Genomic DNA, 14,155 nt, shown 5'->3' on the forward strand with positions numbered 1-14,155 from the left:
GATCGTTGTCGCAGGGGACAGCTAGTGGGCCGAAAGGCTCAGCCGGGTCGTACTAGTAGCAGGTCCTCGGTGTGCCGGTACCAGGTCCAGCGTTCCGTGGTGCGTTCCCGCGCGACGCCGTCCAGCACTGGCGTGGTCGGCTCGCACCCGATGGCGAACGCCCTGCCGCGCACCGTGCGCCGTTGCCTGCCGAACCGCCGGTACCGCAGCGTCACCGTCAGGCCCGGCCCGCCAGCGGTGTCCGGGCTGACGTCGATCCGGTGCGCCGTGCCGCGCAGCACCATGTCGTCGTCGCAGTAAGCGATGCCGTCGACGCGTCGCAGCGTGCCGACGCCGACCAGCACACCGCCGACGTCGTCCCTGATCAGCGGCACCCCGTGCGGCTGCTCGGTCGCCGCCAGCCGAAGCGCGCGCTCGGTGTCGGTCGGCAGTCCCCACAGCGCCGCGCAGGCCGACCGCGCCGTGGGGACGTACCCGACGCTGACGCCGAGCCGGTCCCGCCGTAACAGCCGCAACGCGACGGCGGCGAGGTCGGCGTCGGTGCCGGCCACGACGACGTCCGCGCCAGGTCCGTCGCTCCGGTCAGCGGCTTTCGCCAACTCGGCGTCGACGTCGGACTTGCCAGGTCTGGCGGGAACGGGCACTATGCGGTGCTGTTCAAGTCCCGCGCGTGCTAGGACGGCCGGTGAGATGATGCTCGTCCCACAAGCGAGCACGATGCCACCCATGACGTTGACCTCCGTTACCCTCGTTGACCGGCCATCCGTTCGGGTGCGGCCAAAGCAGACAAACAGGAGTGTCACATGCCCGCCATCGTGCTGATCGGCGCCCAGTGGGGCGACGAAGGCAAAGGCAAGGCCACCGACCTGCTCAGCGACCGTGTGCAGTGGGTTGTGCGCTATCAGGGGGGCAACAACGCCGGTCACACCGTCGTGCTCCCCGATGGCCAGAACTTCGCGCTACACCTCATCCCGTCCGGGATCCTCACGCCCGAGGTGACCAACGTCATCGGCAACGGCGTTGTCGTCGACCCCGGCGTGCTGCTGGACGAACTAGCCGGGCTCGAGGAGCGCGACGTCGACACCGCCGGCTTGCTGATCTCGGCCGACGCGCACTTGATCATGCCGTACCACGTGGCCATCGACAAGGTGACCGAGCGTTACCTCGGCTCGCGCAAGATCGGTACCACTGGGCGCGGTATCGGGCCTTGCTACATGGACAAGGTCGCTCGCGTCGGTGTCCGGGTGCAGGACCTGCTGGACGAGAAGATCTTCCGGCAGAAGGTCGAGGCCGCGCTGGAGTACAAGAACCAGGTGCTGGTCAAGGTCTACAACCGCAAGGCGCTCGATGCCGACCAGGTCGCCGACGAGGTCCTGGCGACGGGTGAGAAGTTCGCGCACCGCATCGCCGACACCCGGCTCGAGCTGAACAAGGCGCTCGAAAGGGGCGAGACGGTCCTGCTTGAGGGCTCGCAGGGCACGCTGCTCGACGTCGATCACGGCACCTACCCGTTCGTGACGTCCTCGAACCCGACGTCGGGTGGCGCGAGCGCTGGCTCCGGTATCGGTCCTGGCCGGATCACCACGGTGCTGGGCATCCTCAAGGCGTACACGACGCGCGTCGGGTCGGGGCCGTTCCCGACCGAGCTGCACGATGCGATGGGTGACTACCTGCGCAAGGCCGGGGGCGAGGTCGGCGTCACGACCGGCCGCGACCGGCGTATCGGCTGGTTCGACGCCGTCATCGCGCGCTACGCCGCCCGCGTCAACGGCATCACCGACTTCTTCCTCACCAAGCTCGACGTCCTCTCCGGGCTGGAGAGAGTGCCGGTCTGCGTGGCCTACGAGGTCGACGGCTTCCGCAACGAGGACATGCCGATGACGCAGACCGACGTCCACCACGCCATCCCGATCTACGAGGAGCTTCCAGGCTGGTGGGAGGACATCAGCGACTGCAAGACGTTCGAGGATCTGCCGCCGAACGCGCGCGCGTACGTCGAGCGGTTGGAGGAGCTTGCGGGCGCGCGGATCTCCGCGATCGGCGTCGGCCCCGGCCGCGAGCAGACCATCGTGCGCCACGAGTTCGCCTGAGGCCGCGCTGAACGACGCAGCGAAGGCGTCTTTCACCGCACACGACGGCGGGGGCACTCCGGAATCCGGAGTGCCCCCGCCGCGTTTCCAGTGTTGCCCGAAGGCGTCCTGAACGGACGTCCTGAACAGACGTCGTCAGACGCTGATCGGCACCTCGTACAGGCCCGGCTCGCCGGTGGTCACCGACGCCTCGCCGTTGCCCTTGGCGCTCAGGGCGCGCACGGTCCAGGTGCCCTCCGCCGCGTAGAACCGGAAGTCACCTTCCGGAGACGCTTGCACCTCGCCGACGAACTCGCCGTCGCCGTTCAGCAGGCGCACGTAGGCGCCGCCGATCGGACCGTCACCGCCGGAAACCTTGCCTGCGACGACGACCTGGCCGTTGGTGTCCAGGCTCGCCGGGGTGGCCGTCTGCGCAGGTGCGCCGCAACCGTCACTCATCACTTCGCTCCCAACTCGATCGGCACGCCGACAAGCGAGCCGTACTCGGTCCATGAACCGTCGTAGTTCTTGACGTCGTCGTGCCCAAGCAGCTCGCGGAGCGCGAACCAGGTGTGGCTGGAACGCTCCCCGATGCGGCAGTAGGCGATGGTGGGCTTCGACGTGTCGAGGCCCGCGTCCTTGTAGAGCTCGGCGAGCTCGTCGTTGGACTTGAAGGTGCCGTCCTCGTTGGCGGTGGACGCCCACGGCACGTTCAGCGCGCTCGGAATGTGACCGGAACGCTGCGAGGACTCCTGCGGCAGGTGCGCTGGCGCGTTCAGCTTGCCGGAGAACTCGTCGGGCGAGCGGACGTCGATGAGGTTCTTGGTGTTGATCGCGTCGACGACCTCGTCGCGGAACGCCCGCAGGTTCAGGTCCTGCTCCTTGGCGACATAGCTGGTCTGCTTGCGCTCCGGCACCTCGGTGGTCAGCTCGCGACCGTCCAGCTCCCACTTCTTGCGGCCGCCGTCGAGCAGCTTGACGTCCTCGTGGCCGTAGAGCTTGAAGTACCAGTAGGCGTATGCGGCGAACCAGTTGTTGTTGCCGCCGTAGAGCACGACCGTGTCGTCGTTGCTGATGCCCTTCTCGGAGAGCAGCTTCTCGAACCCGGCTTTGTCCACGAAGTCACGGCGGACCTGGTCCTGCAGCTCGGTCTTCCAGTCGATCTTCACCGCGTTGCGGATATGGCCGCCATCGTAGGCGGTGGTGTCCTCGTCGACCTCGACGAAGACCACGCCGGGGGTGTCGAGGTTGTCCTCGGCCCATTGCGTGGTGACCAGGACGTCTTCGCGACTCATGTCAGTGGCACTCGCTTTCTTGTCGTTGGGTTTTCTTGTTTCTCACGCTTGGGTCTTGGTTCCAGGGGCGAACCGGCGCAGCAGCAGGTACGTCTCGCAACCGAGGCAAAAGTCGAACGCGGCATTGAGGAACGCGGCGAACAGCGCGAACCCCGTCGCGATCGCGCCGAGCAGCACGACGTCGGCGGCATAGCCGATGGTGCCGACCAGCGCGAACACGAAGCCGACGCCCTGGGCGAACCGCACCGGTGCCGCCGCCTCGCGCTCCGTCGTCGGCCCCAGCCGGGGCGCGACGAGCGTGCGGTACAGCACGGCGTACGGCGCGTGGCGCAGCCCGATGAACGCTCCGATGCCGAAGACGATCGTCTGCGCGGCGAGCAGTGGCCACCACGACGTGAGCAGCACGACGGCGAGCACGACCGTGGTGATCACCGCGGCGAAGCGCGGACCTCGCGGGTCGATTGGTGGGCCTGCTGACATGATCGTCTCCGGTGAACTGTGTTGCGCTTACCTGGTGTTTCGCGGCCGCCAGCTCACGCGAGCGGCTCAGCTCGTGAGCGAGAGACACAGCGCGCTGCGCACGCGACACAGGTCGACCGCACGCCGCTCGGTGAGCAGACGCAGGGTCAGCCGGTCCGTGTGTCGCTGGTTCACGCGAGCGACATTACCGGCGCATTCCCCTCTGTGGGAGGGGCGTCCAAGGAATGGAACACGATAGTCGGAGCCTATCCGGTGTAGTACGGGGCACGGCCGCCATCACTACAGTGCGTAGCTGGCTCAGGCGGGGGCCAGGTGGGGCCGCAACGAGTCGAGGAGGGCGTCCGCGTCGGGCACACCACCCACCCGGAGCAGTTCGGTGCCCGCCGCGTCGTACGCGATGGTCGTCGGCGTCCGCAGCACGCCGAGCTGGTGGGCGATCTCCGGCTCGTGGGTGACGTCGATGTCCGCGTGGCGCAGGCCGTCGTGGTTCTCGGCGAGCATCGCCAGCCTGGCATGGGTGTGGCGGCACGGGCTGCAGAAGGTCGTGGAGATCTGCACCAGCGTCACAGCGGGTCCTAGCGCGTCAGCCACCCTTTCCGGCAAGTGCGACGGGTCGACGTCCTCCCCGGGGCGCGCCGGGCGGATCCTGCCCTCGTGGAGCCGCAGGGCCACGCCGACCGCGAGCCCGGCCGTCAGCGCACCGAGCAGGATCCACAGCCCTGTCAGACCCATCACGCGCGCTCCCTACTTGAATGACGTCAACGCGGCGCCTTCGGCGAAGGTGACGTTGTTGGCCTTCCCCTGCACGATAACCGCACCTTGCTGGACGGCTACCCCGCTCGGCCGGACGTTGAATGGCAGGCTTCCTGGGCTGATCGTCGTCCTGAACTGCGGTAACAGGTTCTGTCGCACCTGCGGCGGGACCACCGTCCTCCCGTTCTCGTGACCGATTTCAAGTCGGTGCGGCTCGATCGCCACCGATGTCTCGGTGAGTTCGAGTATGCCGTACGCCACGATCTCGGTCTGGGTACCCGCGATCCTGGTCGTGGCCGCGAGCCGCACGCCAGCGGTCTCGGGGAAGTCGTCCATCGCGTCGCGGCGCTTGTCCAGATCCGCGACGCTGACCTTGTCCTTCTCGTCCCCGGACTTGACGTAGGCCTCCGCCGCGGGCTCGATGTCCAGGTTCGGCAGCTTGATCAGCCGTCCGATGTCGCGCTGCCTGATCTTGATCTTGCCTTCCAGCTCACCGATCTCGATCGCGTCGGTGTTGCCCTCGAGGACGTCGTTCAGCGGTGCGGTGACGTCGCGTAGCTCCGCGATCAGGTGCAGGTTGCGCAAGGTGTCCCGCACGGCGACGCCATCCGCCGAGAGGGTGATGTGTTCATACTCACCCCCCAGTGCCTGGGTGGTGAACGGGAAGCCGTGGATGGTGACCGCGGGGTCGTCGTTGAGATTGAGCTGCTCGCGGGTCTGCTGCGACACCTGATGCTCGGCGACGGCCGCGAACCCGAAGTCGGCAGCGACCAGCAGCGCACCGAAAGTGACCAGGAAAACGAGCAATTTCGTGCCCGTGCGTCGGGGCCGTTTCCTCCGGGGTGCGGCGCCGGTTCGGGCACCGTCTCGCACGGCGTTACTCACTCGCTCTCCCTCTGCTCACTCGCGTGTTTCGCTGCGCCTCCCCGTGCGCACATCGCGGTGCGCGCTCAGCCGTTTCTGTGATGCAGCTTTCTTGTCGGGTGTGTACTGGCTGGTCACCCGCTATTCTCTTACGAAACCGGCGCTCGGCGTACCGGGTCAGGTCCCGAGAGTAGGTTCGGTGGAAGCCAGCGAGACAAGGCGGTGCGGCGATGAGTATGGAACTGCTCGTTCTCACGACGGAGTCCGACGCGTCATCGGTGCTCCCTGCTCTCGGGCTGCTTCCGCACTCGGTTCGGGTTCGCACGCCCGAGGTTACCGCGTTGCTCGACGCGGGTCACCGCGACGTGATCGTGGTCGACGCTCGGCAGGATCTGGCGTCCGCCAAGAGCCTGTGCCGTTTGCTTTCCAGTGCCGGCGACGATGACTCCGTACCGGTGATCGTCGTGGTGTCCGAGGGTGGGCTCGTCGCGGTTACCGCCGAATGGCGAGTTGACGACATCATGCTGCCCACCGCGGGGCCCGCCGAGGTCGACGCTCGGCTGCGGCTGGCTACCACTCGCGAAGGTGCTCCCTCGCAGGCTGACGCCGAGCTTCGGGTCGGCGATCTCGTCATCGACGAGGCCACCTACACCGCCAAGCTCCGCAAGCGCACCCTTGAGCTGACCTACAAGGAGTTCGAGCTGCTCAAGTACCTCGCGCAGCACGCTGGCCGGGTCTTCACCCGTGCCCAACTGCTGCAGGAGGTCTGGGGCTACGACTTCTTCGGTGGCACCCGCACCGTCGACGTCCACGTGCGGCGGCTGCGAGCCAAGCTCGGTCCCGAGCACGAGCAAATGATCGGAACCGTCCGCAACGTTGGGTACAAGTTCGAGCGGCCCGCCAAATCGACGCAGTCGCAGCGTCAGGACGATTCGGTGCGCGCCGAGCGCCGCGAACCCGCCCGCACCGAGGACCGGTTCGACGCGGCCCTTCGCTCGCTGACCTCACGGTAGGTCCGCGACGCCTGGCCCCTCCGACGTCGTGTCCCCCGTTCCCGGCGCCACGCGGCACCCGCGGCCCACCGGTAGCGTGGGCGTGTGCTTACTCCCCGCTGGTTCGACACGCTTGACGAAGCCCGCACCGAGGACGTCCGTGCGCTGCTGCTCGCCGCGCGCGCGACCGACGGCTGGCCCTCGATCACCACGACCGGGCCGCTGCCTGCCGAGTTCGCCGGTGGGCGGCACCTGCTCGGTTACCGTGGCGACGAGCTCATCGGATACGCCCACCTCGACACCGAGGGCGACGCCTTTGGTCGGCAGGTCATCGAGCTGATAGTGCACCCGGAGCACCGCGACCAGGGCCACGGCTCCGCACTGCTCGACGTCGTCATGAAGGCGGCGCGCACGCCCGGCGGAACCGTGCGTGCCTGGTCGCATGCCGACCACCCGGATGCCGCGAAGCTTGCCGTCCGCGCTGGGTTTACCCGCGTCCGGGAGTTGCTCATCATGGGTGCCGCCGCGTCGGACCTGCGGCTCACCGAGCCAACACCGCCAGACGGCGTGCGAATCCGGACGTTCCAGCCCGGTAAGGACGAACAGGCGGTCGTCGACGTCAACGCCCGCGCGTTCTCCTGGCATCCGGAGCAGGGAGCGATGACCGTCGATGACCTCGTGGCCGCCGAGCGGGAGGACTGGTTCGACGCGGACGGTTTCTTTCTCGCGGAACGTTCCGGGAAACTCCTCGGCTTTCACTGGACCAAGGTGCACCCACCTGGACCGGAACGTGACTCGCGGCCCACCGGCGAGGTGTACGTCGTCGGCGTCGACCCCGCGGCGCAGGGCACAGGCCTCGGCACGGCGCTGACCATCGCGGGCCTGGCCTACTTGCGTGAGCAGGGACTGCCGAAGGTGATCCTCTATGTCGAAGGCGACAACCCCGCCGCTATCGCTGTCTACCGCAAGCTCGGTTTCGACACCGAGTCGACGGCGGTGCAGTACGAGAGTTGATCAACTACCCGAAGCGACCCGAGATGTAGTCCTCTGTCGCTTGGTTGCTCGGAGTGGAGAAGACCTTCGTCGTGTCGTCGATCTCCACGAGCTGCCCCGGCTGGCCGACGCCTTGCAGGTTGAAGAATCCCGTGGTGTCGCTGACACGCGCGGCCTGCTGCATGTTGTGGGTGACGATGACGATCGTGTAGTCGGCCTTCAGCTCGTTGATCAGGTCTTCGATCGCCTGCGTCGAGATCGGGTCGAGCGCGGAGCACGGCTCGTCCATCAGCAGCACGTCCGGCTGCACCGCGATGGCGCGCGCGATGCACAGTCGTTGCTGCTGCCCGCCTGAGAGCCCCGAGCCCGGTTTGTTCAGTCGGTCCTTGACCTCGTTCCACAGGTTCGCCGACCGCAGCGAGCGCTCGACGAGGTCGTCAAGGTCGCGCTTGCCGATACGGGAGTTGTTCAGCCGCAGGCCAGCCGCGACGTTCTCGTAGATCGACATCGTGGGGAACGGGTTCGGCCGCTGGAACACCATGCCGACCTGCCGTCGCACGCTCACCGGGTCGACGTTCGGGCCGTAGAGGTCCTGGTCGTCCATGACGACGGTGCCCTCAACCCGCGCGTTGGGTACCAGCTCGTGCATCCGGTTCAGCGAGCGCAGAAACGTCGACTTGCCGCAGCCGGACGGCCCGATAAGCGCGGTGACCGACCTCGGCTCGATCGTCATCGACACGCCCTGCACGGCGAGGAACTTGTCGTAGTAGATGTCGAGATCCTTGACCTCGATGCGCTTGGCCACTGTGCTTCCTTCTCCGGTCGTGCCGCTCAGCTGCGGGTCTTGGGGGCGAAAAGGCGTGAGATGAGGCGGGCAACGAGATTGAGCACCATCACAATGATGATGAGGACGAGGGCCGCTGTCCATGCTCGTTGCAGTGACGGCTCCGGCGGGATGCCTGGGTTGACGTACTCGTAGTAGGAGAACACCGGCAGTGTCGCCATTCTTCCGTCGAACGGGTTGAAGTTGGTGCCCGTCGTGGCGCCCAGTGTGATCAGCAGTGGTGCCGTCTCGCCGATGATGCGGGCGATGGCCAGCGTTACGCCCGTTGCGATCCCTGCCAGCGCCGTCGGCAGCACCACCTTGACGATCATCCGCCACTTCGGCACCGCCAGCGCGTACGCGGCTTCGCGCAGTTCGTTGGGTACCAGCTTGAGCATCTCCTCGGTTGAGCGCACGACCACCGGGATCATCAGCACGCTCAGCGCGATGGCACCCATGATGCCGAGGCGGATGCCCGGTCCGAAGAACAGCGCGAACAGCGCGAACGCGAACAGACCAGCGACGATCGACGGGATGCCGGTCATGACGTCGACGAAGAACGTGATCGCGCGGGCGAGTTTGCCCTTGCCGTACTCGACCAGGTAGATCGCGGTGAGCATGCCGATCGGCACCGAGATCAGCGCGGCGAGGCCGGTGACGATCAGGGTGCCCACGATCGCGTGGTACGCGCCGCCGCCCGCACCGACGACGCCCTGCATCGAGTGGGTGAAGAACGTGATGTCGAATCGCGCCGCCCCTCGGGTGAGCACCGTGATGATCACCGAGACCAGTGGCAGCAGCGCCAGCAGGAACGTCGACGTCACGACGGCGGTGACGACACGGTCCTTGGCCTTACGCGCGCCCTCAACCGGCCGCGACCACGAGTAGATCGCGACGCCGTAGAGCAGCACGACGACAATGGCGGAGAGCCCGACGCTGATGCCGATGCCGAACAGCGCGAAGCCGGCCAGGATCGCCGTAGCGAGCGTGATGTGCGGCGCCCAGCGGGGCAGCGTGCTGTGGACCAGCGGCGGACCGCCGATCGGGGACTCGAGGTCGAGCTCGCGTTCCGGGGTGGACGTCGGCATCAGTTGGCTCCCGAGAACTCTCGGCGACGGTTGATGATGGCCCGCGCGAGCATGTTGACCGCGAGCGTGACGGCGAACAGCACAAGACCAGACGCGATGAGGGCGTTGATGTCGATCCCGGTCGACTCGGGGAACTGCAGCGCGATGTTGGCGGCGATGGTCGACGGGTTGCCCGAGCTGATCAGGTTGAACGTGACCCCCCCGGACACTGACAGCACGATCGCGACCGCCATGGTCTCACCGAGGGCGCGGCCAAGCCCGAGCATCGACGCCCCGACGATGGCGGAGCGACCGAACGGCAGCACCGCCATGCGGATCATCTCCCAGTGCGTCGCGCCTAGGGCGAGCGATGCTTCCTCATGCAGTCTCGGCGTCTGCCGGAACGCCTCCCGGACGACGGCGGAGATGATCGGTAGAATCATCACCGCGAGCACGATGATCGCGACCAGCATAGTGCGTCCGGTCGCCGATGGCGGGCCGGCGAACAGCGGGATGAAACCGAGGTGCTCGGCAAGCCAGCGGGTGGGCCCCTTCGTCGCGTCCGCGAGCACGAAGAAGCCCCATAGGCCGTAGATGATGCTGGGGATGGCCGCGAGCAGATCGATGACGTAGCCGAGTGCTTGCGAGAGCCTGCGTGGCGCGTAGTGCGTGATGAACAGCGCGATGCTCGTTGCGAGCGGTGCCGCGATCAGCAGCGCGAAGAACGCGGAGAGCAGCGTGCCGAACAGCAGTGGCCAGATGTAGAGGACAAGGCCTTCGCCGCCGGGGATTTCGTTCGCCGGCGCGATGATCGCTGGCCATGCCTCAACGAGCAGGAACGCCGCGACGCCTGCCAGCACGGCCAGGATGAGCACGCCAGCCCCGGTGGAGAGGCGGGAGAAGATGCGATCGCCTGGCCGTTCCTTCACCTTGGTGCGGGGTGGCGCTGGCTTTTCAGCGGCGGGCTCAGTTGCGGGCTCAGGGGAAGGCACTGTCCATCCCTTCGTGGTGTCTGGTTCCACCGTAGGGCGCGCTGACGGTGGTCATGAGCCGGGCGGCCGTCAGTGTGACGGCCGCCCGGTGGCATGAGCGATGGCGTGTCAGGACTGGCCACCGGCGGAGATGGCGTCGATGGCCGGGGTCACCTTCTCGCGCAGCGAGTCCGAGATCGGGGCGGACCCCGCGTTCTCCGCCGCGGTCTGCTGACCCTCCTCGCTGATCATGTAGGACAGATAGGACTTCACCAGCTCGGCGGTCTCGGCGTCCTCGTACTGCGCGCAGGCGAGGGCGTAGGAGACCAACACGATCGGGTAGGTGCCCGCTTCCTTCGTGTCACGGGCGAGGTCGAAGGCGAAGCTGTACTCGCCGCGACCCTCGACCCGCTCGGAGACGTCCAGCACGGCCGCGGCGGCTTCGGGCGAGTACTCGACGAAGTCGCCGCCGACGCCGACCTTCGCCGTGCTGAGGTCACCGGCCTGGCTGGCGTCCGCGTAGCCGATGGTGCCGTTGCCAGCCTTGACGGCCTGCACGACGCCCGATGTGCCCTGCGCGGCCTCGCCACCGGAGACCGGCCAGTTACCGCTGACCTCGTGCGGCCAGGCGTCACCAGCGGCGGCGGAGAGGTACTCGACGAAGTTCTCGGTGGTGCCCGACTCGTCGGAGCGGTTCACCGGAGTGATCTTGGTGTCGGGCAGCTCAGCCTCCGGGTTGTCCGCCTTGATCGCCGGGTCGTTCCACTTCGTGATCTTCTGGTTGAAGATCTTGGCGATGGTGTCCGGCTTGAGGTTGAGCTCGTCGACGCCTTCGAGGTTGAAGATCACGGCGACCGGTGAGACGTACGCGGGGATCTCGACAAGCTCGCCGCAGCGCTTCTTGGCCCCGGCGAGTTCCTTGTCGTCCAGGTAGGCATCGGTGCCGCCGAAGTCAGTGCCGCCCGCGACGAACTGCTCCCGGCCGCCGCCGGAGCCGATCGGGTCATAGTTGATCGTGACGTCGGGGTTCTCGCTCGTGAAGCCTGCGATCCAGGCCTGCTGGGCGGCTTCCTGCGAGCTGGCGCCCGCGCCGTTGATCGTCCCGGACAGCCCGCTCTCGCTGCTGCCGCCGCCTTGCTCGTTCGCTGGGCCGCAGGCCGCCAGCCCGAGGGCGATCGCGGTCGCTGCCGGCATCGCGACGATGCGGCTCAGGGTGGAGCGATTCACAATAAACCTCTTTCGGGGTATTGCGGTCGGCGTAACCGACTCGTGTGCGTTCACGCAGCAGGACGCTAAGGAGGTGACATGACACGGTAGGGCGATGTAAGTGAACGGAAAGCGAACGACGGGCGTCGGGCGGAAGTCATCACGTCGACGTCACGTGGAAGTTACCAGGTGTTCGCTTGTTTTGTGAGCCCGATAACACTATCCGGCCGCACTATGGAGTGAGGTATCCACGCGCTGTGATAACGGGGAGCGACGAAAAACACCCGGTCATCTGGCGGTAGATGACCGGGTGGGAAGATAATTGTCAGAGTTCGTCGGAGTTGTACCCCGGCATCTTGCCGGTGGCGACGAAAACCATGCGGTTGGCTACCGACACAGCGTGATCGCCGTAGCGTTCGTAGAACCGGCCGAGCAACGTGGTGTCGACGGCGGCCGCGACGCCGTGTTGCCAGTTCTTGTCCATGATCACCGTGAAGAGGTGCCGGTGAATGTCGTCCATCTCGTCGTCGGCGATGTCGAGGGAACGGGCGGCCTCGACATCTCGCGTGTGAATAACGTCCTCTGCCTGCCTGGCGAGCCGGACCGCGAGCTTGCCCATCTCGGCGAAGTACGGCGCGACCTCCGCCGGTAGCACCGGCTCAGGGTGTCGCCTGCGCGCCGCGCGCGCGACGTGCAGCGCGAGGTCACCCATCCGCTCCAGGCTTTCCGCGGCGTGGATCGCGGCGAGCACGGTGCGCAGGTCGGTCGCGACGGGGGCCTGCAGGGCGAGCAGGGCGTACGCCTGTTCCTCGCAGCGGGCACGGGCATCGTCGATCTTCTGGTCGTCGCTGATGACCTGTTCCGCGAGCGGCAGGTTCGTCTCGAGAAGCGACGTCGTGGCGCGCTCCATCGCCGTCGCGGCCATGCCGCACATCTCAGCCAGGTTGTCGGCCAGCCGTTCCAGCTCTACGTGATATGCCTCGCGCATGGGCCCACTGTACGTCGATCGCGTCGACCGCGCCGTAGCGGTGAGATGAACCGATGATGAACCGGGGCCGCGAGGACGGGCTCAGGGATTGCCCGTGCCTTGTCGCAGCGTGCTGTCGTCCGCTCGCGCCGTCGTCTCCTGGCCGCCGTTGTCTTGTTTATTCGCTGGTTCCTCACCAGGCAGTGGCGTGTCGTTGATCAGCGCCTGGAACAGCATGTCCGTGCGTTCGCGCATCATCACCTCGTTGCCACGCTCGTTGGAGTAGCCGGTGGTCGGCAACGTGAGGAACTGTATAGAGCCAGTATCGAGGCCCCGCATCGACTGCGCCAGCGTGAGCATGTCGTCGACGCCGATGTTCTCGCCGTACGTCGCGGCGGTGAACGCGTTGACGAAGCTGGTCAACTTGCTCGGGTTGGTGAGCACGTCATTGGACATCGCCTTGCGGAGCAGTGCGCCGATGAACTGCTGTTGCCGACCCATCCGGCCGTAGTCGGAGGTTAGGTCGCCCTCGACCTTCCTCGCGCGCACGAACCGCAGTGCTTTGGTGCCGTCGAGCGGCAGCGGACCGGCTTTCGTGGCGATCGTGCCCATTTCCTGGTCGACGATGGGGCCGTTGGCCTTGACCGTGACGCCGCCGACCGCGTCGACCATGCTTTTGAAGCCTTGGAAGTCGATGCCGACGAAGTGGTTCATCCGCATGCCGCTGAGCTGCTGAACCAGTGTGGTGACGCAGCGCGGCCCGCCGACGGCGTACGCGGTGTTCAGCTTCACCCGCTGCGCTCCCGGGACGACCTCCTCGCTGTACTGGCGGGTGCTCGCATCCCAGCGCTGGCACGCGGGGCGAGTGACTTCGAGGTCACGCGGGAACGACACCACGACGGCGCGATCCCGATCCTCGGGAATGTGCGCCAGCATCACGGCGTCCGACCTGGCGCCTTGTACGCCGGGCACTTCTCGCGCGGCGCCCGCCCGCGTGTCGGACCCGACGATGAGGAAGTTCTCATCACCGAGCTGGGCAGGCGCGTCCTTGATGTCAGCCGAGTTGACGTCGAGGGCCGCGATCTCCTCCAACGTCGAGTCGTACCAGGTCTTCATACTCCAGGCGCCGCCCGTGGCGAGGAAAACGATCAGCGCGAGGACACCGACGGTCGCCTTGGTGAGCTGGGCCGCGCGCTGGTCGAGCCGAAGACGCTTCTCGCGCAGGCGGGTCGCGGGCTTCTCCTCGTCGTAGCGGACCTTGATCTGTTTCGACGCCGCCGTGTCCGGCTCGATGGCCGGGATCTGTTGGGTCTCCGTATTGCGCCATTCGCGAGTGGTAGTGCTCGCTCGCGCGTTGTTGGAGCGCGCGAGCGCCGCGGCGATGGGGCGCTCGCGCTGGCGCGCTGGTGGCGGCGGGTCCGCGTTCGGCGGCACGGGTCGCGCTGGTGGCGGCTGGGGTCTGTTCCGGTCGAGCGTCTCGCCACCCTGCGGGGCTTGCCGGTGCTGCTGTTGTGGTTGTCGGCGTGGCGGGGCTTGCTGCCCCTGCCCCTCGCTCCGTTCCGGGCGACGTGGCGGTTGCTGTGGATGCGGGGGGCGTGGGGGTGGTTGCCGTGTGCCTGGCGGCTGCTGAGCCGGAGGTTGCCGTGTGTCTGGCGGCTGTCGTGCCGGGCGTTGC

The 14,155-nt window shown here is 67.1% G+C and carries 16 protein-coding genes; 3 read left to right on the top strand and 13 right to left on the bottom strand.

All coding sequences use genetic code 11. The features are described from left to right. Positions 1-38 precede the first annotated feature (38 nt). Entirely contained in the window at positions 39-728 is a 690-nt protein-coding gene (locus ACFQGD_RS01930; RefSeq protein WP_345402628.1) for a hypothetical protein, read from the bottom strand. Between the two features lie 75 nt (positions 729-803). Between ACFQGD_RS01930 and ACFQGD_RS01935 the strand changes: the two genes are divergently transcribed. Beyond that, entirely contained in the window at positions 804-2,090 is a 1,287-nt protein-coding gene (locus ACFQGD_RS01935) for an adenylosuccinate synthase (RefSeq protein ID WP_345402625.1), read from the top strand. A gap of 135 nt (positions 2,091-2,225) precedes the next feature. Here the strand turns inward: ACFQGD_RS01935 and ACFQGD_RS01940 are convergent, their stop codons facing one another. The 6 genes from ACFQGD_RS01940 to ACFQGD_RS01965 form a co-directional block, all read right to left on the bottom strand. Beyond that, on the bottom strand, positions 2,226-2,528 hold the full coding sequence (locus tag ACFQGD_RS01940; protein WP_345402623.1) for a DUF1416 domain-containing protein: 303 nt from the start codon (positions 2,526-2,528) through the stop codon (positions 2,226-2,228). Further along, positions 2,528-3,364, bottom strand: a complete 837-nt coding sequence (locus ACFQGD_RS01945) for a sulfurtransferase (RefSeq protein WP_345402620.1) — start codon at positions 3,362-3,364, stop codon at positions 2,528-2,530. Before ACFQGD_RS01945 ends, ACFQGD_RS01940 begins: the two co-directional genes overlap by 1 nt. 42 nt (positions 3,365-3,406) lie before the next feature. Further along, positions 3,407-3,844, bottom strand: coding sequence for a DUF4395 domain-containing protein (locus ACFQGD_RS01950; protein WP_345402617.1), 438 nt, complete (start codon positions 3,842-3,844; stop codon positions 3,407-3,409). Positions 3,845-3,910: 66 nt separating this feature from the next. Then, a complete protein-coding gene (locus tag ACFQGD_RS01955) occupies positions 3,911-4,018 on the bottom strand; it encodes a putative leader peptide (RefSeq protein ID WP_345402614.1) in 108 nt (35 codons plus the stop codon). Between the two features lie 123 nt (positions 4,019-4,141). Continuing rightward, positions 4,142-4,570, bottom strand: a complete 429-nt coding sequence (locus ACFQGD_RS01960) for a TlpA family protein disulfide reductase (protein WP_345402759.1) — start codon at positions 4,568-4,570, stop codon at positions 4,142-4,144. An 18-nt stretch (positions 4,571-4,588) separates the two neighbouring features. Next, the gene (locus tag ACFQGD_RS01965) at positions 4,589-5,482 is read right to left on the bottom strand and encodes an LmeA family phospholipid-binding protein (protein WP_345402611.1); all 894 of its coding nucleotides are present in this window, start codon (positions 5,480-5,482) and stop codon (positions 4,589-4,591) included. Between the two features lie 209 nt (positions 5,483-5,691). Between ACFQGD_RS01965 and ACFQGD_RS01970 the strand changes: the two genes are divergently transcribed. After that, complete coding sequence (locus tag ACFQGD_RS01970) at positions 5,692-6,474, top strand: winged helix-turn-helix transcriptional regulator (protein ID WP_345402608.1); 783 nt, start codon at positions 5,692-5,694, stop codon at positions 6,472-6,474. Between the two features lie 84 nt (positions 6,475-6,558). Continuing rightward, on the top strand, positions 6,559-7,467 hold the full coding sequence (gene mshD, locus ACFQGD_RS01975; RefSeq protein ID WP_345402605.1) for a mycothiol synthase: 909 nt from the start codon (positions 6,559-6,561) through the stop codon (positions 7,465-7,467). Between the two features lie 4 nt (positions 7,468-7,471). Here mshD and pstB read toward each other — a convergent pair whose 3' ends face one another. The 6 genes from pstB to ACFQGD_RS02005 all read right to left on the bottom strand — a co-directional run bounded on the left by pstB (position 7,472) and on the right by ACFQGD_RS02005 (position 13,914). After that, on the bottom strand, positions 7,472-8,251 hold the full coding sequence (pstB, locus tag ACFQGD_RS01980) for a phosphate ABC transporter ATP-binding protein PstB (RefSeq protein ID WP_345402602.1): 780 nt from the start codon (positions 8,249-8,251) through the stop codon (positions 7,472-7,474). A gap of 26 nt (positions 8,252-8,277) precedes the next feature. Continuing rightward, positions 8,278-9,357, bottom strand: a complete 1,080-nt coding sequence (pstA, locus tag ACFQGD_RS01985) for a phosphate ABC transporter permease PstA (protein ID WP_345402599.1) — start codon at positions 9,355-9,357, stop codon at positions 8,278-8,280. Beyond that, positions 9,357-10,265: a phosphate ABC transporter permease subunit PstC gene (pstC, locus tag ACFQGD_RS01990; RefSeq protein WP_345402757.1), complete on the bottom strand. Its 909-nt coding sequence runs from the start codon at positions 10,263-10,265 to the stop codon at positions 9,357-9,359. The genes pstA and pstC overlap by 1 nt, the downstream gene beginning before the upstream one ends. Positions 10,266-10,436: 171 nt before the next feature. Continuing rightward, complete coding sequence (gene pstS, locus ACFQGD_RS01995; protein ID WP_390183354.1) at positions 10,437-11,501, bottom strand: phosphate ABC transporter substrate-binding protein PstS; 1,065 nt, start codon at positions 11,499-11,501, stop codon at positions 10,437-10,439. A 337-nt stretch (positions 11,502-11,838) separates the two neighbouring features. Beyond that, on the bottom strand, positions 11,839-12,501 hold the full coding sequence (phoU, locus tag ACFQGD_RS02000) for a phosphate signaling complex protein PhoU (protein WP_345402593.1): 663 nt from the start codon (positions 12,499-12,501) through the stop codon (positions 11,839-11,841). Between the two features lie 81 nt (positions 12,502-12,582). Continuing rightward, positions 12,583-13,914 carry an LCP family protein gene (locus ACFQGD_RS02005; RefSeq protein WP_345402591.1) on the bottom strand — a complete coding sequence of 444 codons (1,332 nt, stop codon included), beginning with the start codon at positions 13,912-13,914 and terminating at the stop codon, positions 12,583-12,585. Between the last annotated feature and the right edge of the window lie 241 nt (positions 13,915-14,155).

The sequence above is a fragment of the Haloechinothrix salitolerans genome (assembly GCF_042662605.1).
GTDB lineage: Bacteria > Actinomycetota > Actinomycetes > Mycobacteriales > Pseudonocardiaceae > Haloechinothrix_A > Haloechinothrix_A salitolerans.

Coding starts and splice junctions, on each gene's coding strand:
- ACFQGD_RS01930 (WP_345402628.1), bottom strand. CDS start 728: ATGGGTGGCATCGTGCTCGCTTGTGGGACGAGCATCATCTCACCGGCC.
- ACFQGD_RS01935 (WP_345402625.1), top strand. CDS start 804: ATGCCCGCCATCGTGCTGATCGGCGCCCAGTGGGGCGACGAAGGCAAA.
- ACFQGD_RS01940 (WP_345402623.1), bottom strand. CDS start 2,528: ATGAGTGACGGTTGCGGCGCACCTGCGCAGACGGCCACCCCGGCGAGC.
- ACFQGD_RS01945 (WP_345402620.1), bottom strand. CDS start 3,364: ATGAGTCGCGAAGACGTCCTGGTCACCACGCAATGGGCCGAGGACAAC.
- ACFQGD_RS01950 (WP_345402617.1), bottom strand. CDS start 3,844: ATGTCAGCAGGCCCACCAATCGACCCGCGAGGTCCGCGCTTCGCCGCG.
- ACFQGD_RS01970 (WP_345402608.1), top strand. CDS start 5,692: ATGAGTATGGAACTGCTCGTTCTCACGACGGAGTCCGACGCGTCATCG.
- pstA (WP_345402599.1), bottom strand. CDS start 9,357: ATGCCGACGTCCACCCCGGAACGCGAGCTCGACCTCGAGTCCCCGATC.
- pstS (WP_390183354.1), bottom strand. CDS start 11,501: ATGCCGGCAGCGACCGCGATCGCCCTCGGGCTGGCGGCCTGCGGCCCA.
- phoU (WP_345402593.1), bottom strand. CDS start 12,501: ATGCGCGAGGCATATCACGTAGAGCTGGAACGGCTGGCCGACAACCTG.